The 24,201-nt window shown below is 63.5% G+C and carries 24 protein-coding genes; 15 read left to right on the forward strand and 9 right to left on the reverse strand.

The genetic code is table 11. From position 1 onward, the window contains the following. Positions 1-330: 330 nt before the first annotated feature. The 4 genes from rpsT to FFS37_RS03000 all read right to left on the reverse strand — a co-directional run bounded on the left by rpsT (position 331) and on the right by FFS37_RS03000 (position 3,763). The gene (gene rpsT / locus FFS37_RS02985) at positions 331-597 is read right to left on the reverse strand and encodes a 30S ribosomal protein S20 (RefSeq protein WP_027026587.1); all 267 of its coding nucleotides are present in this window, start codon (positions 595-597) and stop codon (positions 331-333) included. Positions 598-777: 180 nt separating this feature from the next. Further along, entirely contained in the window at positions 778-1,551 is a 774-nt protein-coding gene (locus FFS37_RS02990; protein WP_137929435.1) for an enoyl-CoA hydratase, read from the reverse strand. A gap of 87 nt (positions 1,552-1,638) precedes the next feature. Continuing rightward, positions 1,639-2,529: a bifunctional DNA-formamidopyrimidine glycosylase/DNA-(apurinic or apyrimidinic site) lyase gene (gene mutM, locus FFS37_RS02995; protein WP_137929436.1), complete on the reverse strand. Its 891-nt coding sequence runs from the start codon at positions 2,527-2,529 to the stop codon at positions 1,639-1,641. Continuing rightward, positions 2,522-3,763: a phosphopentomutase gene (locus tag FFS37_RS03000; RefSeq protein ID WP_137929437.1), complete on the reverse strand. Its 1,242-nt coding sequence runs from the start codon at positions 3,761-3,763 to the stop codon at positions 2,522-2,524. The genes mutM and FFS37_RS03000 overlap by 8 nt, the downstream gene beginning before the upstream one ends. A gap of 143 nt (positions 3,764-3,906) precedes the next feature. Here FFS37_RS03000 and FFS37_RS03005 point away from each other — a divergent pair, with 143 nt between their 5' ends. Further along, entirely contained in the window at positions 3,907-4,821 is a 915-nt protein-coding gene (locus tag FFS37_RS03005; protein ID WP_137929438.1) for a phosphate/phosphite/phosphonate ABC transporter substrate-binding protein, read from the forward strand. A gap of 5 nt (positions 4,822-4,826) precedes the next feature. On the opposite strand, the gene FFS37_RS03010 is transcribed toward FFS37_RS03005, so the two are convergent. The 3 genes from FFS37_RS03010 to FFS37_RS03020 all read right to left on the reverse strand — a co-directional run bounded on the left by FFS37_RS03010 (position 4,827) and on the right by FFS37_RS03020 (position 6,635). Beyond that, complete coding sequence (locus tag FFS37_RS03010) at positions 4,827-5,450, reverse strand: TadE/TadG family type IV pilus assembly protein (protein ID WP_137929439.1); 624 nt, start codon at positions 5,448-5,450, stop codon at positions 4,827-4,829. 42 nt (positions 5,451-5,492) lie between these two features. After that, positions 5,493-6,083, reverse strand: a complete 591-nt coding sequence (locus FFS37_RS03015; protein WP_137929440.1) for a TadE/TadG family type IV pilus assembly protein — start codon at positions 6,081-6,083, stop codon at positions 5,493-5,495. Between the two features lie 129 nt (positions 6,084-6,212). Continuing rightward, positions 6,213-6,635, reverse strand: a complete 423-nt coding sequence (locus tag FFS37_RS03020) for a pilus assembly protein N-terminal domain-containing protein (RefSeq protein ID WP_137929441.1) — start codon at positions 6,633-6,635, stop codon at positions 6,213-6,215. Between the two features lie 362 nt (positions 6,636-6,997). Here FFS37_RS03020 and FFS37_RS03025 point away from each other — a divergent pair, with 362 nt between their 5' ends. The 9 genes from FFS37_RS03025 (at position 6,998) to FFS37_RS03065 (ending at position 16,122) form a co-directional block, all read left to right on the forward strand. Then, a complete protein-coding gene (locus tag FFS37_RS03025; protein WP_137929442.1) occupies positions 6,998-7,174 on the forward strand; it encodes a Flp family type IVb pilin in 177 nt (58 codons plus the stop codon). 189 nt (positions 7,175-7,363) lie between these two features. Next, on the forward strand, positions 7,364-7,882 hold the full coding sequence (locus FFS37_RS03030) for an A24 family peptidase (RefSeq protein WP_137929443.1): 519 nt from the start codon (positions 7,364-7,366) through the stop codon (positions 7,880-7,882). A gap of 207 nt (positions 7,883-8,089) precedes the next feature. Next, positions 8,090-8,905: a Flp pilus assembly protein CpaB gene (gene cpaB / locus FFS37_RS03035; RefSeq protein ID WP_137929444.1), complete on the forward strand. Its 816-nt coding sequence runs from the start codon at positions 8,090-8,092 to the stop codon at positions 8,903-8,905. Next, positions 8,902-10,419, forward strand: a complete 1,518-nt coding sequence (locus tag FFS37_RS03040) for a type II and III secretion system protein family protein (protein WP_137929445.1) — start codon at positions 8,902-8,904, stop codon at positions 10,417-10,419. Before cpaB ends, FFS37_RS03040 begins: the two co-directional genes overlap by 4 nt. 14 nt (positions 10,420-10,433) lie before the next feature. Next, positions 10,434-11,171 (forward strand): CpaD family pilus assembly protein, encoded by a 738-nt coding sequence (locus FFS37_RS03045; RefSeq protein WP_137929446.1) that lies wholly within the window; start codon positions 10,434-10,436, stop codon positions 11,169-11,171. 63 nt (positions 11,172-11,234) lie between these two features. Then, entirely contained in the window at positions 11,235-12,524 is a 1,290-nt protein-coding gene (locus FFS37_RS03050; RefSeq protein WP_137929447.1) for an AAA family ATPase, read from the forward strand. A 23-nt stretch (positions 12,525-12,547) separates the two neighbouring features. After that, entirely contained in the window at positions 12,548-14,053 is a 1,506-nt protein-coding gene (locus FFS37_RS03055) for a CpaF family protein (protein WP_137929448.1), read from the forward strand. 29 nt (positions 14,054-14,082) lie between these two features. Next, positions 14,083-15,096 carry a type II secretion system F family protein gene (locus FFS37_RS03060; RefSeq protein ID WP_137929449.1) on the forward strand — a complete coding sequence of 338 codons (1,014 nt, stop codon included), beginning with the start codon at positions 14,083-14,085 and terminating at the stop codon, positions 15,094-15,096. Between the two features lie 9 nt (positions 15,097-15,105). Next, the gene (locus FFS37_RS03065; protein ID WP_137929450.1) at positions 15,106-16,122 is read left to right on the forward strand and encodes a type II secretion system F family protein; all 1,017 of its coding nucleotides are present in this window, start codon (positions 15,106-15,108) and stop codon (positions 16,120-16,122) included. A 90-nt stretch (positions 16,123-16,212) separates the two neighbouring features. On the opposite strand, the gene FFS37_RS03070 is transcribed toward FFS37_RS03065, so the two are convergent. Continuing rightward, positions 16,213-17,043, reverse strand: a complete 831-nt coding sequence (locus tag FFS37_RS03070) for a tetratricopeptide repeat protein (RefSeq protein ID WP_171026145.1) — start codon at positions 17,041-17,043, stop codon at positions 16,213-16,215. Between the two features lie 121 nt (positions 17,044-17,164). Between FFS37_RS03070 and FFS37_RS03075 the strand changes: the two genes are divergently transcribed. The 5 genes from FFS37_RS03075 to pdeM all read left to right on the forward strand — a co-directional run bounded on the left by FFS37_RS03075 (position 17,165) and on the right by pdeM (position 23,261). After that, entirely contained in the window at positions 17,165-18,529 is a 1,365-nt protein-coding gene (locus FFS37_RS03075) for a leucyl aminopeptidase family protein (RefSeq protein ID WP_137929451.1), read from the forward strand. 67 nt (positions 18,530-18,596) lie between these two features. Further along, positions 18,597-18,947, forward strand: a complete 351-nt coding sequence (locus tag FFS37_RS03080; protein WP_023773016.1) for a MarR family winged helix-turn-helix transcriptional regulator — start codon at positions 18,597-18,599, stop codon at positions 18,945-18,947. Positions 18,948-19,021: 74 nt separating this feature from the next. Further along, the gene (locus FFS37_RS03085) at positions 19,022-19,882 is read left to right on the forward strand and encodes a C40 family peptidase (protein ID WP_137929452.1); all 861 of its coding nucleotides are present in this window, start codon (positions 19,022-19,024) and stop codon (positions 19,880-19,882) included. A gap of 100 nt (positions 19,883-19,982) precedes the next feature. Further along, entirely contained in the window at positions 19,983-22,538 is a 2,556-nt protein-coding gene (locus tag FFS37_RS03090) for a ligase-associated DNA damage response DEXH box helicase (protein WP_137929453.1), read from the forward strand. A 6-nt stretch (positions 22,539-22,544) separates the two neighbouring features. Continuing rightward, positions 22,545-23,261: a ligase-associated DNA damage response endonuclease PdeM gene (gene pdeM, locus FFS37_RS03095; RefSeq protein ID WP_137929454.1), complete on the forward strand. Its 717-nt coding sequence runs from the start codon at positions 22,545-22,547 to the stop codon at positions 23,259-23,261. A gap of 3 nt (positions 23,262-23,264) precedes the next feature. Here the strand turns inward: pdeM and FFS37_RS03100 are convergent, their stop codons facing one another. Beyond that, entirely contained in the window at positions 23,265-24,200 is a 936-nt protein-coding gene (locus FFS37_RS03100) for a dimethyl sulfoxide reductase anchor subunit family protein (RefSeq protein ID WP_137929455.1), read from the reverse strand. Position 24,201 lies beyond the last annotated feature (1 nt).

A 24,201-nucleotide genomic window follows, 5' to 3' on the forward strand; every position in this document is an offset into this window, starting at 1 on the left:
AAAAAGCCGGGCCGTCCTGAAATTTTCTGAAATAATTCGCTTGACAGCCAGTTGTCCTACCGTCCCCTTGGCACGGTGTGGACAGGCTGTGGACGACCATGGATAAGCAATTGGAAAATATAGCTTATTTCTGATGATTAAGAATCTTTGGGGCGCCGTTTTTCAAGCGCGTCAACCATCAGCAGGCATGCATGTGCCGGCAAAACATTTCGAAGCTCGACATCCGCCCGGGACGCCGTTTCCGGGCGTTCTTTTTAAGTACTTGCCGGCAAACGAAAAAACCCGGCGTGATCGCCGGGTTTCAAGAAAGATCAGCCTAGTGGGGCGATCTCAGGCCGACAGCACCTTCAGGCGCTGAGCCAGACGCGACACCTTGCGGGACGCGGTGTTCTTGTGGATGACGCCCTTGGTCGCGGCACGCATCAATTCCGGCTCGGCAGCCTTGAAAGCGGCCTGAGCGGCGGCCTTGTCGCCCGAGGCAAGCGCCTCCTCGACCTGGCGGACATAGGTGCGGACGCGCGAGCGGCGGTTCTTGTTGATCGCCGCGCGGCGGGCGATCTTGCGCGTTGCCTTTTTGGCCGAGGATGTGTTGGCCATGATGCCTCTCTTCTGATCTGGTCGGCGCATGCGGCGTGCCGCAGGGCGCAAAAAACAAACGGGCAGCCACGGGGCCGCCTCGGTTGGTGCGGCTTATAGTTCAGCTTTTCCGGCGCGTCAACGCCGGCTGGCGTTCTTTTTGGTCGACGCCACGGCTTTCGCGCGCCGGCCGGCTCCGTCTCACCGGTTGGTGAAATTCGGCTTCCGTTTTTCGGCGAAGGCCGCCATGCCTTCCTTCTGGTCGTCGAGCGCGAAAAGCGAGTGGAACAGGCGGCGTTCGAAGCGCAATCCCTCCGTCAGCGTCGTCTCATAGGCACGGTTGACGGCCTCCTTCGCCATCATCACCGAGGGCAGCGAGAAAGCCGCGATCTTGGCGGCCGCCTTGACGGCCTCCTCGATGAGTTCCCCCGCCGGCACGACCCGCGACACCAGGCCTGAGCGCTCGGCTTCCGCAGCGTCCATCATCCGCCCGGTCAGGCACATGTCCATTGCTTTCGACTTGCCGACAAACCGGGTGAGGCGCTGCGACCCGCCCATGCCGGGAATGACGCCGAGCGTGATCTCGGGCTGACCGAACCTGGCCGTGTCGGCGGCGATGATGAAATCGCACATCATCGCCAGTTCGCAGCCGCCGCCCAGCGCGTAGCCGGCGACAGCGGCAATGATGGGCTTTCGCGCCCGCGTGAACTCCTCCCAGCCGGCGAAGAAGTCCTGCGTGTAGGCGTCCACATAGGAGATGGACTGCATCTCCTTGATGTCGGCTCCTGCGGCAAAGGCCTTGTCGGAGCCGGTTATGACCATGGCGCCGATGCCGGCATCGGCGCCGAAACCGTTCACCGCCGTGACCAGTTCGGCCAGGATCTGCGAATTCAGCGCGTTGAGCGCCTGCGGCCGGTTCAGAGTGATCAGCCCGACCTTGCCGCGCGTCTCGGTGATGATCGTTTCATAGGCCATGCCTGCTTCTCCTTGCTTGGGCCGATCTACTCTTCTGTTCGACGCAATTCTCGGGGGAAAACGCTGCGCGTCTTCCCGGGCTCTAACTCAGCTCTGACATGTCCGGCAATAGAAGGTCGACCGTCCGCTCTGCACGATGCGCTCGATGTGGCCGTCACAACCCGGCTTCGGGCAAGGGGCGCCCTCGCGGTCGTAGACGGCGAAGGAATGCTGGAAATAGCCTAGCGACCCGTCGGTGTGCATGTAGTCGCGCAAGGACGACCCGCCGGCGGCGATGGCGTCCGATATGACCGAGCGGATTGCCTGCGCGAGGCGCTCGCTCTGTTCTTTGGCCTTCTTGCCCGGTTTGGCGATCGTGCCCGCCTCGCGCAAGGGCGACAGGCCGGCCCGCCACAGCGCCTCCGCTACATATATATTGCCAAGCCCCGCGATCAGTCTCTGGTCGAGAAGCGCCGCCTTCAGCGGCGACCTGCGGCCCTTGAGCAGCGACGCCAGCAACGCGCCATCCAGTGTATTGCCCGTGGGCTCGACGCCGAGGCCGGCCAGCATCGGATGCGTCTCCGGCGGCGCCTCAGCGAACAGCATGAAACCGAACCGGCGCGGATCGTTGAAGATCACGCGCGAATGTGTTCCTGCGGGCGACTCGACATGGAACACGACATGGTCGTGCGCCTCGCTTTTCGAGCGTTCATGGTGGAACACGCCCGGGGTCTCGTTGCCGTCGCCGGTTTCGATGCGGAAGGAGCCGGACATGCCCAGATGGCAGATCAGCACCGGGCCGTCCTGGATGTGCATGGTCAGATATTTGGCCCGGCGGCCAAGCGCCGTGACCGTCTTGCCGGTGAGCCTTTGCGAAAACTTCTCGGGAAACGGAAAGCGCAGATCGGGGCGGCGCGCCTCGACCTTGGCGAGGCGGGCGCCTTCCAGGACGGGCTGCAGCCCGCGCCGTACCGTTTCGACTTCGGGCAATTCAGGCATGGTTGACTATCGTCTTGTGGAATGACGTGCCGTGGCGGCCGCGCGCCAACCGCAGATGCTCGGCAACGGTTTCGCCGATATCGGCGAATGTCGTGCGCAACCCGATGTCGCCGCCTTTGAGGCCGGGGCCGGTGCCGATCACCGGAATGCGTTCTCGCGTGTGATCGGTGCCGCGCCAGGTCGGATCGTTGCCGTGATCGGCCGTCAATATGAGAAGATCGCCCTCTTTCAGCCTCGCCAATGCCTCCGGCAGCCGCCGGTCGAAGGCCTCGAGCGCGGCGGCGTAGCCGGCGACGTCGCGGCGGTGTCCGAATTCGGTATCGAAATCGACGAAATTGGCAAAGACCAGGTCGCCGTCGCCCGCATCGTCCATCGCGCCGAGCGCCTGGTCGAACATGGCCATGTTGCCGGGAGCCTTGCGCACATGCGAAATTCCGCGATGGGCGAAGATGTCGCCGATCTTGCCGACGGCCAGGACACGGCTTCCGCGCGCCGTCAGCCGGTCGAGCAAGGTCGGCTCCGGTGGCGGCACGGCGTAGTCATGCCTGTTGTAGGTCCGTTCGAAGGTGGCGGTGGTTTCGCCGACGAACGGCCGTGCGATCACCCGCCCGATGCGCAAGGGATCGACCAGCCGGCGCACCACCTTGCAGAATTCATACAGCCGCTCGAGGCCGAAATGGACCTCGTGCGCGGCAATCTGCAGAACCGAATCGACCGACGTGTAGCAGATCGGCTTGCCGGTGCGGATGTGCTCCTCGCCGAACCGCTCTATGACCTCGGTACCCGGCGCATGGCAATTGCCGAGAATGCCAGGCACCTTGCCCTCGCGGATCATCGCTTCGGTCAGGTCGGCCGGAAAGGCGGGAACCGTGTCCGGGAAATAGCCCCAGTCGAATCGCACCGGCAGGCCGGCGATCTCCCAGTGGCCGGAAGGCGTGTCCTTGCCGCTCGAAACTTCCTGCGCCGCGCCATGGAAGGCATTGGCGAGCAGATCCGTCCCGAAATGGGCAAACTCCAATCCCGTCGCCGTCCCGGCCGCCTTGCCAAGTCCGAGCGACGCCATATGGGGGACGAAAAGCGGCCCTTGGCGAAGTCCCTCGCGATCGGCGCGCCCTTCCGCGCAGGCCTCGGCGATGTGCGCGAGCGTGTTGGCGCCGGTGTCGCCGTAGCGCTCGGCATCGGCCGCGCCGCCTATGCCGAAGGAATCCAGGACGAAAAGGAAAGCACGCGCCATCGGGTCATTGTTGCCAGTGTAGACGACCAGACATAGGGTTCCCCGGCAGCGTTGGCAATTCGGAAACCAAACGGCAACGGCTTGGCGCGATAGTCGGGGATCAGCCGAACGCCGCGGATCGAAGAACAGATGACGGTGTTTTCATGAAAGTCGCGTGGGCAGCCCTCATGATTGTCCAGGTCGTCGTCTGGTCCGGACCGGCGCGCGCCGACTGGCGTGACGACATCGGCACGTTTCGCATCGGCGTCGTTGCCGAGCCCGGCCGCGGCAATACCGTTCCAGGTCTGGCGCAGTTGACGGAGGCCTTCACCAACGCCCTTGGCATGAAAGTGGAGTTCTTCGTCGCCCGTGACTACGCCGCGCTGATCGAGGCGCAGGCCAATGCCAGGATCGAGTACGCCATCTATTCATCGACAGCCTATGCCACGGCGCTGCAGCGCTGCGGATGCATCGAGCCGCTCGTGGCTCCGGTCGATTCGGATGGCGCGGCCGGCATACGCTCCGTGTTGCTGACCAGGGACGGCCAGTTGCCCGGCCTTGCGGCCATGGCAAGCCATCGGATCGCGATGGCGCCCCCCGACAGCGTCGGCGGCGCGCTTTTGCCGCTGGCCGGACTGGCCGCCGAACATGTCGACATCGCCCAGAATGCAGCCTTTCTGATCCATGCGGATTCGGCATCCGCCGCTGAAAAGATGTTCTTCGACCGCCAGGCCGACGCCTTGTTCGGCTGGGTGAGGGCGTCGGCTGACGGGCAGCCGCTCCTGTCCGGTGGCACGCAGGCAAGGCTCGAGGCGTCAGGCCTTTCGGCGTCGGCTCTCCAGGTCGTATGGACGTCGGCCTTGCTCAGATACGGTCCCCATGCCGTGCGCAGCGATCTCGATCCGGAGGCCAAGCGCCGGCTGACCGTGTTTCTTACCAATCTGAAGTCCACGACGCCGGATATCTACGATCTCCTGGAGGCGAAACATTCCGGTGGGTTCCTCACCGTCGCGCCCAGGGATTACGCCACGGCGCAAGACATTGTCCGCCTGGTGTCGGCCGGTGGCGGGCAGCAGTAACCGTTTCAGCAGTCGCTGCAGGGGATCGTCAGGCTTCTGCGCGGGCGCAGATAATATGTCTCGCCCATGCCGATCGTGGTGGTCAGGGACTGGGTCAATCCGAGCTTCTGCTGGGTGTCCGTCGTCCAGGTGATGATCGGCGCATAGCTGAGATTGCTCTGGACGCGGATGAGGAAGGTGCCGGCCACCCTAAGCGTCGTCGGAACCGTGGTGGTCGCGGGCAGGCTGGTGGCGATGCTGGCGACGCCGTTGACCATCTTGCGTGACCAGACGACGTTGACCCTCGGCGGCGTATCGGTGGTGACCTGTATAGCCGTGATCGTGATGCTCGGCGTCGAGCGGTTGTAGGGCTGGATGGTCGAGGTGCCGATCTGCATGATGGCGTCGAGATCCGCCTTGACGATGGTCGGCTGCTGCGTGACGAGGTCGGCGACCATGCTGCCGATACGGCTGACCTTCTTGCTGGTCTCGATGGCCTGCGAAGCCTCCATGGTCATGAAGTAGAGGACCAGCAGGATCGGCACGATAAGAGCGAATTCGACCGCCGCGACGCCGCGCCGGTTGGACCAGAATCCGGCCGTCTTTTTCCTGATCCCCGCAATTCCCAGATGTGCCCCCGCACGCATCATAGCCGCTGCCTTTTTTCTTGTTGTGTGTTCGTGCCCGCAAGATCAGTTGTCGAACGGTTCGTTCTGCCAGGTCACGGACGCGAAGTGCAGCGTCCTGCCGCCGCTCAGATTGGCCATCGACTTGGCCATCAGGTCGGTCATCACGGGCCATTTGTAGAAGACCCGCAGCATGTTCTTCGATTCCGCCAGGCCAGGCGAGTTCGCGAAAGTCTGTGAGCTGGTGCCCTGCATCAGCACGACATCGCCGTTCTGGATCTGGAAGCCCGCCTGGGCCGCGTCGGCGAAAGTCGTATACTGGCGAAGATCGACCAGAAGCTGCTGCGGGCAATCCGTCGAAACGATGATTTCCAGCCTGTCGCAGATCAGGTTCGTCAACTTGTTTCCCGCGACGTCGGCCGGCCTCAGTTGCCCGGTGCGCAACTGGCGCGCGACATCGTCGGTGATGTTGGCCATCACTTCCTGGCCGGCAAATGAGATGCAGCTTTCGAGGATGGCGAATACCAGCATGGCGAATGGCAATGCGAGCAGCGCGAACTCCAGCGCTGTGCTGCCGCGCCGGTCGCGAACGAAGCGCCTGAAGAAACTGGTGCGCTCCATCTTGCGCTGATCCGTCGAGCCGAATTCCTTGCCCATGCCCTGTTCCTGCCATCCCTGGACGGTGCTGACAGGTGTATTAGCGCAAACCAATTGAGGTCCGGTTTGAATGATCGTTAAAGTCGCCGCGGCTTTCTTAACCGGCTGGTAATCTGTACGGCCCGGGTCTTACTTGCTGACGCTCATTTCGGCTTCGGAGGACTTCTCCGCCTCGCTCTTGTAGGAACTTTCGCAATAGGGCGTGCACGACATGGTCTGGACCTCGGCACGCCGGTAGATGCGAACCGACGAGGCTGCCTGCCTCACCACGGTAACCTGCGCGTCGACGATCGGGCTGCCTTCCTGGTCGAGAACGACGAGATTGGTGACCCCGAAACCCTTGCCGGTGAGCACGATCGTCGAGGCGTCCTGGACGGAGGCGTCGGCGATCGCCGGGTTGCCGACGACGATGGTATCGGCCGGACGCGACAGCTTCACGATCTTGGCCTGGTTCATGGTGACCTCGATGCCGGCGCCTGCTTTCGCGGGCGCGCTGAAGCTCATGGCGGCCAGAAGCACGGCAATCAGGATTGACGATCTCGACTCGGCCATCAAGGCGCTCCACGCAGGCGGACTGTTCAACGGAACATGAACGAGATTGGTGAACCAACGGTTAAGCGGGCTTGCCGCCCCCGGCCATTGCGGTAAGTCTGTCGGCTCGCATCATCATATCCGCGTGAAGCCTGCAAACCTTCCCCGGCCCTTGCCATTTGCGGCATTGACCCGGGAGACCGAACTTTAGCCGACGCTTAGGAGGCAGTTAACCACGCAATGTCTTCAGACCGGGAAAGGAATCGGTAAGGCTGTTTATTAAGCCGATCGAAAGAGCTTCTCCCTAGATTGCCAGCATCCGATCAACCACCACAGAAGTTGACGGAAGTGCTGTAAACACCACGTGGAGTAGGAGCTCTCGAATGTCTAATCTCATTGCACGTTTCGTGAAGGACGAATCCGGCGCGACCGCCATCGAATATGGTCTGATCGCCGCTCTCATCGCGCTCGCCATCATCACCGGCGCCGGCGCGCTCGGCAATGCCATCAACGGCAAGTTCACCTCGATCGGCACCACCCTGAACAGCAGCGGCGGCTGATCCGCTTACTGCTGAACGCTGGGGTTACGTTCCTGACAGGGGCCGCCATCTGGCGGCCCCTGTTCTATTGCGCCCGTCCGCTTGCTCGACGGGACTGCGAAACACAATCGCCTTTTCCCGTTGAACCTCATCAATCGTTAATCGAACCGGCCTAGATTAGGCCCCTGTGCACAATAGGCATGAGCGCCGATGCTTGAAGCCCTGATCTTCGTCGTCTTCCCGTTCTGCATGCTGTTTGCCGCGATCTCCGACATGCTGTCGATGACGATCGCAAACCGCGTGCCGGTGCTGCTTGTCGTCGTCTTCGCGCTGGTCGCGCCGCTGACGGGCATGGAATGGGCTGCCTACGGCTGGCACTTCGCCGCCGGCGCCATCGTGCTGGCCGTGACGTTCGGTCTCTTTGCCATGGGCGGCATGGGCGGCGGCGACGCCAAGCTTCTGGCCGCCACGGCCGTGTGGATGGGGTTCAACATCAACTTGGTCGAATATCTGGTCGTCTCGACATTCATCGGCGGTCTTCTGACCGTAGCCATTCTGGTCTACCGCAAGTCGCCGCTGGCGGTCGTTACCGGCCGCAATCCTTTCCTGCGCCATTTCGCGGACGAGAAGACCGGCATTCCCTATGGGATCGCGCTTGGCCTGGGCGGTTTGATGACCTACCCGGATTCACCCCTGGTGGTGTGGGCGCTGGCACAGCTGGCAGGCTGAACGAATTCCATCCTTTACCGATCGCGTTCTCACCGGCTGCGAAGGCAGCCGGTGACGTGCTTTGGGCTGAAGGCGGCACGATCCTTCTAATTTATGTAAACCTTAAATTAATCACGATCGTAAGCATTGCATTAACCTTGTTTTGACGATTGCCGCTGCAAAGTCCGGCCTGGCTACGTGGTTTGCCAAGGGCGAGGGTTCGGACAGATGCCAGCATCCCGATTGATTATTCTGAGCGTGGCGGTGGCCGCGGCGGGCGGTGCTGGTTATGTCGCCAAGAACATGGTCGCCGCGCCGCCGCCCCAGATCGTCGTCGATTCAGGTCCCAAGGCTCCCGAGGTGCCTCTGCAGGATGTGCTTGTGCTGTCGGGCGATGTCGGCATGGGCAGCCAGCTCGAGAACAACATCACCTGGCAGTCCTGGCCGGCCGACGGCATCAACGCCAATTTCATCACCAAGGCCAATGCGCCCGACGCGCTGGAGAAGCTGAAGGGGTCGACTGCCCGTGTGGCGATGTATGCGGGCGAGCCGGTGCGGCGCTCCAAGCTGATCGGCGAGGGGCAAAGCTTCATGTCGTCCATCCTGCCTTCGGGGATGAGGGCAGTCGCCACGACCATCTCGGCCGACACGTCGGCCGGCGGCTTCATTCTTCCGAACGACTTCGTCGACGTCATCATGACCCGCAGGGCGGACGCTGCCAGCGGCACCACCGGCTTCAACACCGAAACCATTCTCAAGAACATCCGCGTCCTGGCGATCGACCAGACCATCCAGGAAGACGAGGAAGGCAAGAAGACCAGGGTGGGCCAGACCGCCACGCTGGAGCTGACCCCTCGCCAGGCGGAAATCATCACGGTCGCCCAGCAGATGGCGGATCGCCTGACGCTTGCGCTGCGGGCGATCACGGACACCCAGGAAAAGAATCTGGGCGAGGCCGACTATCTCGTTTCCGGCAATGGCCGCAGGGGAACGGTGAGGCTCATCAAGTCGGGTGAAGTTTCCGAAGTAGGGGCAAGGAAATGAGGCTAAGCGCTAAACTGCCGGCAATCATGGCCACGACGCTCAGCCTGCTGCTTGCTGGCACGAACATTCAGGGTGTCGTCCAGGCCAAGAGCACGCAGGTGACGGCCACGACGGCCAACCAGCGCGTCAAGCTAGGCCTCAACAAGTCCGTCGTCATAGACTTGCCCAGCGACGCCTATGACATTCTCGTCGCCAACCCGTCAGTTGCCGATGCGGTGACCCGCACGGCAAGGCGCATCTACCTCTTCGGCAAGGCTGTCGGCGAAACCAACATCTTTGTCTTCGGTCCGAACGGCGAACAGATTGCCAGCCTCGATCTTGCCGTCGAACGCGACGTCGCCGGCCTCGAGGATTACATCAAGCGCTTCCTGCCGACCTCGGCCATCAAGGTCGAGTTGCTGAACGACAACGTCATCCTGACCGGCACCGTCGACACGCCGCTGGACGCCAAGCGTGCGGTCGACCTGGCGACGATCTTCGTGTCAGGCGGTGAAGCGACGACGGGACAATATTCGCAGACCGCCGCCGGCGGCTCGGCCCAGAGCGGCGTCGACATCAACAACCCGGACCAGGAACGCCGTACCTCCAAGATCGTCAACCTGCTTCAGATCATCGGCGACGATCAGGTCACCCTTAAGGTGACCGTCGCGGAAGTCAGCCGATCGGTGATGAAACAGCTCGGCGTCAACATGATCGGCAACGGCGGCAGCAACGGCATCAGCTATGGCGCGATCAGCGACAACTTCACGGGCCTCGGCAAGCAGCTGTCGAATTCGGGCTTCAGCATCGGCAACTCGGCGCTGATGGCCTACATCAACGCCATGGAGGAGTCGGGCGTCATGAAGACGCTCGCCGAGCCGACCTTGACCGCGGTGTCGGGCGAGAAGGCGACCTTCAAGGTCGGTGGCGAATACAATATGGTGAGCGGCGTCTCCCAGAACGTCTCCACCGACAACCAGACGGGCCTCAAGACCTACACGATCGACAAGATCGAGTATGGCATCGGCCTGGAATTCCAGCCGGTTGTGCTGTCCCCGGGCCGCATCAGCCTCAAGGTCAGGACGTCGGTTTCCGAGCCGACGACCGAAGGGTCGGTGTCGTTGTCGTCGGGGGTTACCAGCCCCGGCATGAATGCCCTGTCGCTGCGCAAGCGCCTTGCCGACACAACGGTGGAGTTGCCTTCCGGCGGATCCATGATGATTGCCGGCCTTGTCCGCGACGACGTCAGGCAGTCGGTCAACGGGCTGCCCGGGCTGACGAAGATTCCGGTGCTCGGCGCGCTCTTCCGCAGCAGGGACTTCGTGCGCAACGAGAGCGAACTCGTCATCATCATCACGCCGTATCTGGCGCGGCCGGTGGCACGCAACGATCTCGCCAAGCCGGACGACAATTTCAATCCAGCCAGCGATGGCGCCGGCATGTTCCTGGGCAAGGTAAATCGCGTCTACGGCACCATGCAGACCGACAAGCCCAACGGCCGGTATCACGGCGTTGTCGGCTACATCTACAAGTGAATGGGGAAGCGGACATGTCTCAGTCAGCCTTGAAGGCACGGACCATCGCCATGGCGATCCGCTCCGGCCGTTCGCGCAGCTACCGGCGGGCCCTACCGGTTCTGGCGATGGCGGTGACGGCCCTGCTGGCCGGTTGCGCGCAACGCGACAGCATCACTGTCGGCGCCATTCCGGACGATTATCGCACCAACCATCCCATCGTCATCGCGGAGAAGAACCAGAAGATCGACCTTCCGGTCGGCGCCGGCGACCGTGGCATGACCGGGTCGCAGCGCGACACGCTTCTTGGCTTCCTCGACAGCTATGACAAAAGCGCTGCACCGACACTGACGATCCAGATTCCCCGCGGCTCGGCCAATGAGGTTGCCGCGACGGCGGCCGGCCGCGATTTCGCCCGGCTGGCGGTCGCCAGCGGCGTCAAGCGCAACCGGATCGTCGTCGTGCCCTATCAGGCCGGCTCGAGTGAGGCATCCGCCCCTATTCGCGTCTCCTACATCGCTGTGAGGGCACAGACCGACAAATGCGGACGCTGGCCCGATGACCTCGCCGATACATCGGAAAACAAGCATTACGCCGACTTCGGCTGCTCCTATCAGAACAATCTTGCCGCCCAGATGGCCAACCCCGCCGATCTGCTTGGGCCGCGCAAGTCCACCACGATCGACGCGGAAAACCGCGGCGCGGTGATCGACGTCTATCGGGCCAGGGGCATTTCGACCGAATTCCTCGGCAATTCGGAAGTGACTTACTGAGCCGCGCCCCGGAGAAAGACTTGGGCAAGTGAAGCCAGGCGAAGAACAGGCCACGGAAAGAGCATGACGATGAGCAACCTTGCCTATGACGCCACCGTGGACGGCGGCGATATCTCGCCGCAGGACATCGCCGCGATGCAGGCGTTACGGCCGGTTCCGCGAATCTCGATCCAGGCGTTCTGCGAGACCGAGGGCGTTGCCAATCCAGTCGAGCGCGCCGGCGAGGACCGCCGCATGACCAAGGCCCATCTCAAGGTCCACATGGGTGGCGTTCCCACCGCGATCGAATTCTACCAATCGGCGCCAACGCCGAACCTGATCCTGCTGGAATCACGCGCCGAGCCCAAGCAATTGCTGGAGCAGCTCGCGCAGCTTTCGGAATATTGCGATCCATCCTCGAAGGTGGTGGTGATCGGCCACTACAATGATGTCGGTCTCTATCGCGAACTCATTCGCTCGGGCATTTCCGAATACGTCATCGCGCCGGTGTCGATGGCCGACATCGTCAGCGTCGTGTCCTCGATTTTCGTCGATCCGGAGGCCGAGCCGCTCGGCCGCTCGGTTGCTTTCGTTGGCGCCAAGGGTGGTGTCGGTTCTTCCACCATCGCCCACAATGTCGCCTGGGCGATGTCCTCCCTGTTCAAATCCGAAGTCGTCGTTGCCGATCTGGATCTCGCCTTCGGCACGGCCAACATCAATTTCGACCAGGATCCGGCGCAGGGCATCGCCGAAGCGGTGTTTTCGCCCGAACGCATCGACGAGGTCTATCTCGACAGGCTGCTGACCCAGTGTGCCGAGCACCTGTCACTGCTGGCGGCACCTTCGACACTGGAGCGCGTCTACGACTTCGATCCCGATGCCTTCGCACAGCTCGTCGATACCGCGCAGCGCAGCGTGCCGCTGCTGGTGCTCGACGTTCCCCATGTCTGGACCGGATGGGCCAAGAACACGCTGGTCAAGGCCGACGAGGTCGTCATCACGGCAACGCCGGAACTGGCCAATCTGCGCAACACCAAGAACCTCGTCGACATGTTCAAGCGGCTGCGTCCCAACGATCCGCCGCCGAAGCTGATCATCAACCAGGCAGGCGTGCCGAAGCGTCCGGAAATATCGCCCTCCGACTTCGCCGAGCCGCTTGGCCTGACGCCGATGTCGGTCATCGGCTTCGATCCGGTCCTGTTCGGCAATGCAGCCAACAATGGGCGCATGCTCGGCGAGATGGATGCCAAGAACCCGGTCGTTGCCACGATCAACGAGATCGCCCATGTGCTGACCGGCCGCAGCGAACTGAAGGCGAAGAAGAAGCCTGGCCTGGGCAGCCTGCTCGGCAAGCTCTCGCGCAACAAGAAATAATGCAGTGGGATCGGTAGTCGATCATGTTCGGTAAAAGAGGCAACGACGACGGCAACCGGTTCAAACCGGAATTTCGCCAGCCCGCACCGGCACCGGCGGCAGTGCCGGCCGCACCGGCTGCCGCCGATACGGCCGTTCTTGCCCGTCCTCCGGCAGCGCAGCCGAGCGCACCAGCCGCACCGCCGGTCCGCCGCGCGGTAGAGGCTCCGCCCATGGCGCCGGAGCCCAAGCGGGGCCGCGAGAAGAGCGAAACCTACTACGACACCAAGAGCCAGGTTTTTTCGGCGCTCATCGACACGATCGATCTGTCGCAGCTCGCCAAGCTCGACCCCGAAAGCGCGCGCGAGGAAATCCGCGACATCGTCAACGACATCATCGCGATCAAGAACTTCGCGATGTCGATCTCCGAGCAGGAGGAACTGCTCGAGGACATCTGCAACGACGTACTTGGCTATGGTCCGCTCGAACCGTTGCTGGCCCGCGACGACATCGCCGACATCATGGTCAACGGCTCGAAGAACGTCTACATCGAAGTCAACGGCAAGGTCGAGCAGACCAGCATCCGCTTTCGCGACAACCAGCAGCTTCTCAACATCTGCCAGCGCATCGTCAGCCAGGTCGGACGCCGCGTAGACGAGTCCAGCCCGATCTGCGATGCCCGTCTTCCCGACGGCTCGCGCGTCAACGTCATCGCCCCGCCACTCGCCATCGACGGCACCGCACTCACCATCCGCAAATTCAAAAAGGACAAGCTGACGCTCGATCAGCTGGTCAAGTTCGGCGCCATCTCGCCGCAGGGCGCCGAAGTCCTCAAGATCATCGGCCGCGTCCGCTGCAACATCGTCATCTCGGGAGGCACTGGCTCGGGCAAGACCACGCTGCTCAACTGCCTGACGAACTACATCGACCGCGAGGAACGCGTCATCACCTGCGAGGACTCGGCGGAACTGCAGCTGCAGCAGCCGCATGTCGTGCGCCTTGAAACCCGTCCGCCCAATCTCGAAGGCGAGGGCGAGGTGACGATGCGCGACCTGGTCAAGAACTGCCTGCGCATGCGGCCCGAACGCATCATCGTCGGCGAAGTGCGCGGACCCGAGGTGTTCGACCTCCTGCAGGCGATGAACACCGGCCATGACGGCTCGATGGGAACGATCCACTCGAACAGCCCGCGCGAATGCCTGAACCGTATCGAATCGATGATCGCCATGGGCGGCTATTCGCTGCCGCAAAAGACGGTGCGTGAAATCGTCGTCGGCTCCGTCGACGTGATCATCCAGGCGGCGCGCCTGCGCGACGGCTCGCGCCGCATCACCCACATCACCGAGGTGATCGGGATGGAAGGCGACGTCATCATCACGCAGGACATCGTCCTCTACAACATCAAGGGCGAGGACGCTAACGGCAGGTTGCTGGGAGAGCATGTGTCGACCGGCATCGGTCGCCCGCATTTCTGGGACCGGGCCCGTTATTATGGCGAGGAACAGCGCCTCGCCACCGCGCTCGAGGCGATGGAGAAGCGCGCTGACTGACGCATCCGCAGGCGTGAAGGTTCTGGTCGATGTTTGGAATTGACGGCACTGTATTGGCGTTTGTCGTGCTCGCCGGCTTCAGCGCCGGCGCGATCGCTTATGCATTGCTGTTCAACCAGATCAGCAACGAGAAGCAGACCGGCAAGCGGCTTGAGACGATCAAGTCGGCCGAAACGGACCGCTCCATCGTCAAGGCCACGCGAGACCGCGCCGCGGACGCCGCCAAGCGCCGCAAGTCGGTCCAGGATTCGCTGAAGGAGCTCGACGAGAAGCAGAAAACCAAGGACAGCGCGATCAAGAAGCCGCCGCTGAAAGCGCAGCTTCGGCAGGCCGGCATGAAGGTTTCGATCGAGCGCTTCTATATCTATTCCGCCATATGCGGCCTTGCGCTGACGGTTGTCGCGTTCGTGGCGGGAACGCCCCTGCTGGTCTTGCCCGGGGTGCTGGTGGCTGGCGGACTCGGCCTGCCGCGCTGGTTCGTCTCGTTTCGCCGCACCCGGCGCGTCAAGGCATTCCTCAACGAATTCCCGAACGCGCTCGATATCATCGTGCGCGCGGTCAAGTCCGGTCTGCCGCTGAACGATGCGGTGCGTCTGATCGCCAACGAATCCCCCGAGCCGGTGAAGACCGAATTCCGCCGCATCGTCGATTCGCAGCAGATGGGACTGTCGATCCCTGACGCGACCTTGCGCATGCCCGAAACCATGCCCTGCACCGAGGCCAGTTTCTTCGGCATCGTCATCCAGATCCAGTCGCAGGCCGGCGGCAATCTATCCGAGGCGCTGGGCAACCTGTCGCGCGTGCTTCGTGACCGCAAGAAGATGAAGGCCAAGGTCCAGGCCCTGTCCATGGAAGCCAAGGCGTCCGCCGCCATCATCGGCGCTCTGCCCTTCATCGTCGCCTTCCTGGTCTATCTTTCAAGCCCGAACTACATGCTGCCGCTGTTCACCACCAGCGTCGGCAATCTGATCCTCGGCGTCGCGGGCGTCTGGATGTCGATCGGCATCTTCGTGATGCGCAAGATGATGAACTTCGAAGTCTAGGGCCGCGGCATGAGCGAGCAAGTCATCAAGTCACTGACCGATCCCGGCCTGCTGATCGCGATGCTGGTCGCGATCGCCGTGTTCGCCACCGTCTTCACGCTGCTGCCGGCTCTTGGCGGCAACCAGCTGAAGTCCCGCATGAAATCGGTGGCGCTGGAGCGGGACGAACTGCGCGCCAAGCAGCGCGCCAGGCTCGCGACCGAGGCCGACCGCCGCCGCAAGGGCCTGCGCGAACAGCAGTCGGTCGGCATGCGCAACATCGTCGACCGGCTCGATCTGCGGCGCGCCCTGGCCGACGAGGCCACCCTGCAGAAGCTCAAGGTTGCCGGCTTTCGCGGGCAGAATCCGCTGACCCGGTTCCTCTTCTTCCGCCTTGTCCTGCCTTTCGTCGGCTTCGCGCTGGCCCTGGTTTACATCTTCGTGCTCGGCGGATTGCCTGACAAGCCGCTGGTCATCCGGCTGTTCGTCTGCGTCCTCGTCGCCTATGGCGGCTTCTACGCACCGGTGCTCTACGTCAACAACCGAGCCACCAAGCGCAAGCAGTCGATCCAGATGGCATGGCCGGATGCGCTCGACCTGATGCTCATCTGCGTGGAATCGGGCATGTCGGTGGAAGCCGCGTTGCGCAAGGTCGCCGACGAAATCGGCGCGCAGTCGGTGGCTCTGGCAGAAGAATTCATCCTGACCAACGCAGAGCTTTCCTATCTGCAGGAACGCAAGCAGGCCTATGAAAACCTGGCCAGCCGTACCGGTCTGGAATCGGTCAAATCGGTCTCGCAGGCGCTCGTCCAGGCCGAGCGCTACGGCACGCCGGTGGCGCACGCGCTGCGCGTGCTGGCCAGCGAGAGCCGGGACATGCGCATGAACGCCGCCGAGAAGAAGGCAGCCGCCCTGCCGCCCAAGCTCACCGTGCCGATGATCCTGTTCTTCCTGCCGGTGCTCTTCGCCATCATTCTTGGCCCCGCCGGCATCCAGGTCAGCCAGCGCGGCATTTTCGGCGATCATCACTCCACGAGCGCCCAGTAGAGCCAATCGGCACGATCCGGATGAGAAAAGCCGCGCAACGGATGTTGCACGGCTCTCATGTCTGACGCGATCGGGTATGGCGCTACGCGATCAGTTGGTCGCGGCCTTCTTCGTCTTGTCCTGATCCTTGAGCTGGCTCCAGGCATTCTGCTGGGCCAGCATCTGCCTGAGATAGGCGACGTTGGCCTGCGCCTGCTCGGGCGAAAGCTCTTGCGAGGCGATCTTCTCGGCTTCGTCGAAACGACCCTGCAGACCGACGACCAGCGCAAGGTTCTGTCGCACCCGGCTATCGGCGTTGGGCTGCTGGGCGGCCGAGCGCAGATAGGTCTCGGCGGTACGCAGATCTCCCTCCAGCACATAGGACATGCCGAGGTTGGACAGCACCGAGGGTTCGTTCGGCTTGAGTTCGAGGGCCTTTCGGTAAAGCTGGCGCGCCTGGTCCTTCTGGCCAAGCTGATCGAGGATGGCCGCCTCCGCCGACACCAGCTTCCAGTCGGGATACTCCGGTGTCTGCGCGCGGCGCACGGCGTCGAGCGCGGCCTCGAACTGGCCATTGGCAGCCAGCGCCTTGCCATAGGCGGCGAGCACGTCGCGGTCCTTGGGATAGGCGATCGCCAGCTTGCGCATCACGGCGAGCGACTGGTCGGCGTCGCCGTCCATCTGCAGCGCGGCGGCGAAATTGGTCGCTATGCGCTTGTCGTTGGGGTTCTTCGCATAGGACTGGCCGAGCGCGGCGGTGGCATTGTGCAATTCGCTCGCCGACATCGTCTCCAGTGGCTTGCCGCTGGTGCGCCCGATCGAGCCGGTGCTCATCCTGTCGGTTCCGCAGCCGGCGACACCGGCGGCGAGCGCGAGCACGAAAGCCGTGGTGACGAGCCGCTTTCCCTTGACGGTCATCGTGCGGTTGATCGGCATGGGCATTGGCCTCCATTCCTGCGCGTGGCCATTGCACGGCCATCTTCCCTCCCGCAGAAATATTCTGTTAACCCTAACGGATGGTTAAAAGCGCCGACTCGTGAAGCCTCGGCCCGGAGAAGATTGAATGCCTTTCGAATTTGCCGAGAAGAAATTGCAGGGTGCGTTGCCGGTACACCTGATCGCCAGGGACGGACTGGAAGCAGCGGGCCTCGCGCCCTCCACGATCGCCTGGGCAAAGGCCAACGGCTTCTCCGGTGAAGCGGGCCGCACGCTGGTCCTGCCCGGCGAAAACGGCGCGCTGGCGGGCGCCTTGCACGGCATCGGCGATGGCGAGGGCACGCTTGGCCTTGGCTTGCTTTCGAAAGCCCTTCCGGAAGGCGATTGGCATCTTGCCTCGGTGCCTGCCGAGCCGGAACTGGCGGCAATCGCCCTGGCGCTCGGCTCCTATGTCTTTACCCGGTACGGCAAGAAGCCCGGCAAGGCCCTGCGTTTCGAACTGCCGGCCGGGGCTGATGCCGGCCGGGTCCGGCGGGTCGCCGATGGCGTCTTCCTGGCGCGCGACCTGGTCAACACGCCGACCAGCGACATGGGGCCGGACGATCTGGAAGCAGCGGTACGAAACCTCGCCACGATCCACAAGGCCGAGGTGTCGGTGATCAAGGGCGACGATCTCATCGAGCAGAATTTTCCCATGATCCATGCCGTCGGCCGCGCCTCCTCGAGCGCGCCGCGTTTGATCGACATGGTCTGGGGACGGCAGGACACCCCCAAGGTGACGCTGGTCGGCAAGGGGGTCTGCTTCGACACGGGTGGCCTCGACATCAAGCCGTCATCGGGCATGCTGCTGATGAAGAAGGATATGGGCGGCGCCGCCAACGTGCTGGGTCTCGCCTCGATGATCATGGCCGCGGGCCTCAATGTGAGATTGCGCGTGCTGATCCCGGCCGTCGAGAACTCGATCGCAGGCAATGCTTTCCGGCCCGGCGATGTGCTGGCGAGCCGCAAGGGCATCACGGTTGAGATCGGCAACACCGATGCCGAGGGGCGGCTGGTGCTCGCGGACGCGCTGGCGCTGGCCGACGGCGAGGAGCCCCAACTGCTTGTCGACATGGCGACGCTGACCGGCGCTGCCCGCGTCGCGCTCGGCCCGGACTTGCCGCCCTTCTACACCGATGACGAAACGCTCGCCTCCGACCTTGCCGGCGCCTCATTGGCGCTCGAGGATCCGCTGTGGCGCATGCCGCTATGGCGGCCTTACGATGCGAAACTGTCGTCGAAGATCGCCGACATCAACAACGTGACCACGGACGGCTTCGCCGGGTCGATCACGGCGGCGTTGTTCCTCAAGCGCTTCGTGGAGAAGACGTCGTGCTGGGCGCATTTCGACATCTTCGCCTGGAATCCCGCGGATAGGCCCTATGGTCCGGCCGGCGGCGAGGCTCAGGGCATCCGGGCGCTGGAGCACGTGATTTCGAGCCGTTTCGGCTGATTGCCGCAAGCCGGCAAATTGCAGAAACTGAAACGGAACCGAAACAATTTGCCGTCATGCTGGCGCGATGTCGATTGCGATGCGCCCGAGCCAGGCCTTGCGACTGTGGCAGCAGGTGATGCTGTCGCAGGTGCGCGAGGACGCGCCCGACCTCACCATGCGCCAGACGGCGATCCTTTTTACCATCTATCTCGATCCGCCGCCGCACACGGTGCGCGGGCTCGCCGCGCGCCTCAACGTCACCAAGCCGGTGATCACCCGCGCGCTCGATACGATGGGCGCATTGAAGCTGGTGTCGCGCCACCGCGACGAACTCGACAAGCGCAATGTCTTGATCAAGCGCACCGTCGAGGGTGCGCTCTTTGTCGAGCGCTTCGGCGATGGTATCATCGCCAAGGCCCACGAATTACCGATGTAGAGCATGGCCCCGAAAAGTGGGAACCGGTTTTCGGATAAGCTCACGCTCCTTCAAAAAACGACTGGATTGCCGATTTGACCGCCAGGGATGCCCGCCTTCACGCCTTCCGTGCCGACCTTGCCGATGCGCGCCTGAAAGGCGAGGTCGAAGCGGACCGTTTCGTCGCCGGCCGGCCGGCGCGGATAACCGTGCCGGTGGCCGATCTGCGCAAGGCGCCCCGCGCGGATGCCGGCATCAACACGCAATTCCTGTCCGGCGACGATGTGCTGGTCTTCGAGGACAGCCAGGGCTGGGCCTGGGTTCAGGGCGAACGCGACGGCTATGTCGGCTATGTCGCCGCTGCGGAACTTGGCGAACGCGGGCAGGCGCCGACGCATATTGTCTCTGCACCGCGCACCTTTGTGTATCCGGGCGCTGATCTGCGGTTTCCGATCGCCGGCAGACTGTCCATGGGATCGACCGTGACTGTCACGGGCGCAGCCGAAACGCGCGGCACGCACTATGCGCTGCTGCCGTCCGGCGAAGCCTTGATAGAAGGGCACCTGCGGCCGCTCGGGGCGATCGAGGCGGACTATGTGTCCGTGGCAGAGATGTTTGTCGGCACGCCCTATCTCTGGGGCGGCGTCTCCGGCTTCGGCATCGATTGCTCCGGCCTGGTGCAGCTGGCGATGCGGATGGCGGGCAGGGATGTCCTGCGCGATTCCGACATGCAGGCGCAAAGCGTCGGCGAACCCTTCGAGCCCGGCCCGGATTACTCCGGCCTACGGCGCGGCGACCTGGTGTTCTGGAAAGGTCACGTCGCCATCATGACCGACGCCGAGGCTATGATCCACGCCAACGGCCACACCATGCTGGTGTCGCGCGAGGGGCTCAGGGATGCCGTGGCTCGCATCGGCTACCTCTATGGTGGCCCGACAGGATTTCGGCGGCCATAAGTTTCTTCCCTTCTCCCCGTAAACGGGGCGAGGAACGCTGCGATCCCCTTTTGTTCCGATTTTTCTTGGCGATTGACCGCCGCCGCGCTACCTCTGGCGGGTGACAGTTGAGCCGCGCCTTGCCGACCAGAATGCCGCAGTAGCCCTGCCCGAGCCGTTCGTCAGATGGTTCGGAGAAAAAGGCTGGTCGCCGCGCGCCCATCAGATCGAATTGCTGGCGAGGGCTCAGGCCGGACAATCGGTACTGCTGATCGCGCCAACCGGCGCGGGCAAGACGCTCGCCGGCTTCCTGCCGTCGTTGACCGAACTGGCCGTCCGGCCCAAGCGAAAGCCCGGGCAAGCGCATCGCGGCATCCACACACTCTACATCTCGCCCTTGAAAGCGCTGGCCGTCGACATCGAGCGTAATCTCGGCAAACCGGTCGAGGAGATCGGCCTGCCGATCTCGATCGAGACGCGCACCGGCGATACGCCCTCCCACAAGCGGCAGCGGCAGAAGCTGGTGCCGCCAGACATCCTGCTCACCACACCGGAGCAACTGGCGCTGCTGATCGCCGCCCCGGACGCCAGGCGGTTCTTCGAAGATCTGCGCTATGTCGTGCTCGACGAACTGCATTCGCTGGTGACATCCAAGCGCGGCCATCTGCTTGCGCTCGGTCTGGCGCGCCTGCGCAACTATGTGCCGGATCTGCAGACGATCGGCCTCTCGGCGACGGTCGCCGAACCGGACGAATTGCGGCGCTGGCTGGTCAGCCAGAATGCGCCCAAGGGCCTGGCATGGCCTGACATGGCCGGGCTGATCACCGTGGCCGGTGGCGCGAAGCCGGATATTTCGGTCCTCGATTCACGCGAACGCGTGCCGTGGTCTGGGCACTCGGCCCGCTACGCCATTCCCGAAATCTACGAGGCGATCAAGCGCCATCGCACGACGATCCTGTTCGTCAACACGCGCAGCCAGGCCGAGATGCTGTTCCAGGAACTGTGGCGCGCCAACGAGGATTCGTTGCCGATCGCGCTGCATCATGGCTCGCTCGATGTCGGCCAGCGCCGGCGCGTCGAGAAGGCGATGGGCGAGAATGCGCTGCGCGCCATCGTCGCCACCTCGACGCTCGATCTCGGCATCGATTGGGGCGACGTCGACCTCGTCGTGCATGTCGGCGCGCCAAAGGGCGCCAGCCGTCTGGCGCAGCGCATCGGCCGCGCCAATCACCGCATGGATGAGCCATCCAAGGCCATCCTCATTCCAGCCAACCGTTTCGAGGTGCTGGAATGCCGCGCCGCGCTCGATGCGAACTATCTCGGTGCGCAGGACACGCCGCCATTGATCAAAGGCGCGCTCGACGTCCTGTCGCAGCATGTGCTGGGCGTTGCCTGCGGCGGGCCGTTCGACGCCGATCTTCTGTTCGAGGAAATCCGCGGTGCGGCCCCCTATGCCGCGCTTGAACGCGAGACCTTCGATCGGGTGATCGATTTCGTCGCCACCGGCGGCTATGCGCTGCAGAACTACGAGCGCTACGCCCGTATCCGCAAGACCAAGGATGGGCTCTGGCGTGTCTCCAATCCGCGCGTCGCACAGCAATACCGGCTGAACGTCGGCACCATCGTCGAGATGCCGGAGCTCAATGTCCGCTATGTCAGGCAGGGCCGGGGCATGGCCGGGCGCGGCGGGCCGGTGTTGGGCAAGATCGAGGAATATTTCGCCGAGACGCTTCGGCCCGGCGACAATTTCCTCTTCGCCGGCAAAGTACTGCGTTTCGAAGGCATCCGCGAGAACGAATGCGTCGTCTCCAACGGCGCGGGCGCCAACATCATCGTGCCCTCCTATGCCGGCGGCAAGTTTCCGCTGTCGACCTATCTCGCCGACCAGGTGCGCGGCATGCTTGCCGATCCCGATCGCTGGCAGGCCTTGCCCGAACAGGTCGCCGACTGGCTGCGGATCCAGAAGGAGAAATCGGTGCTGCCCAAACGCGGCGACCTTCTGGTGGAGACCTTTCCGCGCGGCAACCGCCACTACATGGTCGCCTATCCCTTCGAGGGTCGGCTCGCGCACCAGACGCTCGGCATGCTTTTGACACGGCGGCTGGAGCGGGCCAATGCAAGGCCGCTCGGCTTCGTCGCCACCGACTATTCGCTGGCCGTCTGGGCGCTCGACGACATGGCGGCTCTGTTCAAGGCCGGGCAGCCATCGCTCGGCCAATTGTTCGACGAGGACATGCTGGGCGACGATCTCGAGGCCTGGCTGAACGACAGCTGGATGCTGAAGCGCACCTTCCGCAATTGCGCTGTCATCGCCGGTCTGATCGAGAAGCGCTTTCCAGGCCAGGAGAAGAGCGGCCGCCAGGTCACGGTCTCGGCCGACCTGATCTACGATGTGCTGCGCAGCCACGAGCCGGACCATATCCTGCTGCAGGCGACGCGCACCGACGCCTCGGCCGGATTGCTCGATGTCAGTAGACTTGCCGACATGCTCTCGCGTGTCCGCGGTCGAATCATGCATAAGCACCTCGAACAGATTTCGCCGCTGGCGGTGCCGGTGATGCTGGAAATCGGCAAGGAATCGGTCAATGGCGGCGCCAACGAGACGCTTCTGATGGAAGCCGCCGATCTGGTCGAGGAAGCCATGGGCCAGGGCATGGTTCGGGCCGGGAAGGTTTGATTTGAGATGAATTTCTCGCTGGCGCGCACATCGCTGATCGCCGATGCCGACATGATAGGCATCGCTGGCGAACGCGCCGTCTGCGATCCGCGCGGCGTGCTCTATTTTCCCGAACTCAAGCTGCTGGCGGTGTCCGACCTGCATCTCGAAAAAGGCTCGTCCTTTGCCCGGCGCGGCGCGCTGATCCCGCCCTATGACACCGGCGCGACCCTGCTCCGATTGCAGGCCGTCATTTCGGACTATCAGCCGTCGATCGTCATCAGCCTCGGCGATTCCTTCCACGATGGCGGCGGCGCCGAACGCATGCATGCGAGCTTCCGTGAGCGGCTGGAAGCGCTGATGGCCGGGCGTCAATGGTTCTGGGTCGCCGGCAATCACGATCCGGAAGCGCCGGCGGACCTTCCTGGAGAGACCGTGCGAGAGTTGGCCATAGGCTCGCTGCTGTTCCGGCACGAGCCGTCGAAGGTTCGCGTCGAGGGCGAGATCGCGGGCCATCTGCATCCCTGCGCCCGCATCGTCCAGCGCGGCCGCTCGGTACGCCGCCGCTGCTTTGCCGGCGATGGCGGCCGCATGATCATGCCGGCCTTCGGCGCTTATACCGGCTCGCTCAACGTGCTCGACCGCGCCTATGCCGGCCTGTTCCGGCTGGAGACGCTGATGGCCTACATGCTCGGCAGCGACCGCATCTTCGCCATTTCCCGCCCGATGCTGCGGCCGGGCTGAGATCTACCTGCCGTAATAGAGCGTGACCGTGTGCTTCGCCTCGGCGAAGAACAGCCAGCGTTCGACCAGCAACCCCGCGAACTGGGCGATAGCGGCAAGCGCGGACGACATTGCTGAGAGGGGCCACGGCAGGACGAGGGCGGTAATCAGCAGCAGGATTGGCAGGCCGAAGGCCAGAGCCTGCGTGATCCGGCGCAGCTTGGCTGCATGCTTGCGCGCGATGCGGAAGCCCATTTCCTTGAGCAGGTAATTTTCCTCGGTATGTGGCCACTCCAGCGACCGTACCGTGCCGCCGGCAAGTCCCGTCGCGGTGTTGGCGGTGGTCGGGATTTCAAGGCGGTCGTTGTAGCGCCAGGTCGCCAGCTTCCAGCTCCAGCCGAGCAGGGTGAGCAACGCTGAGGCTACCGACAATATGGCCGAACCGAGCGCAAACCCTTGCAGAAGCGCGTCGAGAAGGACACCGCCGCTCATCGCGGAAAAGATGAGATAGCCGGGAAAGGTGTAGGGACTGTGCCACTGGGCGATGGGTTTTAGCGAGGCATAGATCATGCCGGTCATGCAGACCGTGGAGACCGCCCCGATGGCGGCCAGAAGCCCGGCGGCGGACACCCAGCCGTCGAGGCGGCCGAGAATGATCCAGCCGATGCCGAACAGTCCGGCCGGAACGAAGGTAAGCACTGAGGAAACGCCCTCGCGCGACAGCCAGGAACTGCGCCATTGCGAAAAGGCCCGCCATGCCCGCTCCGGTCGGCCGAGATGGCCCGTCGACGACAACAGGCCGGCACTGATAAGCCCGAGTGCCAGCCCCACACCTGCCAGGCCGAGCCAGAAATCCGGCTCGATGAAACCTGCCGCACCAAGCACGCCGAGCAATGCCAACAGGCCGTAGCCGGCGCCGGTGGCGGTGGTGAAGAAAACGACGGAAAAGGCGGGATGCATG

Origin of the sequence: Mesorhizobium comanense (genome assembly GCF_005503535.1) — a bacterium.
Lineage (GTDB): Bacteria > Pseudomonadota > Alphaproteobacteria > Rhizobiales > Rhizobiaceae > Mesorhizobium > Mesorhizobium comanense.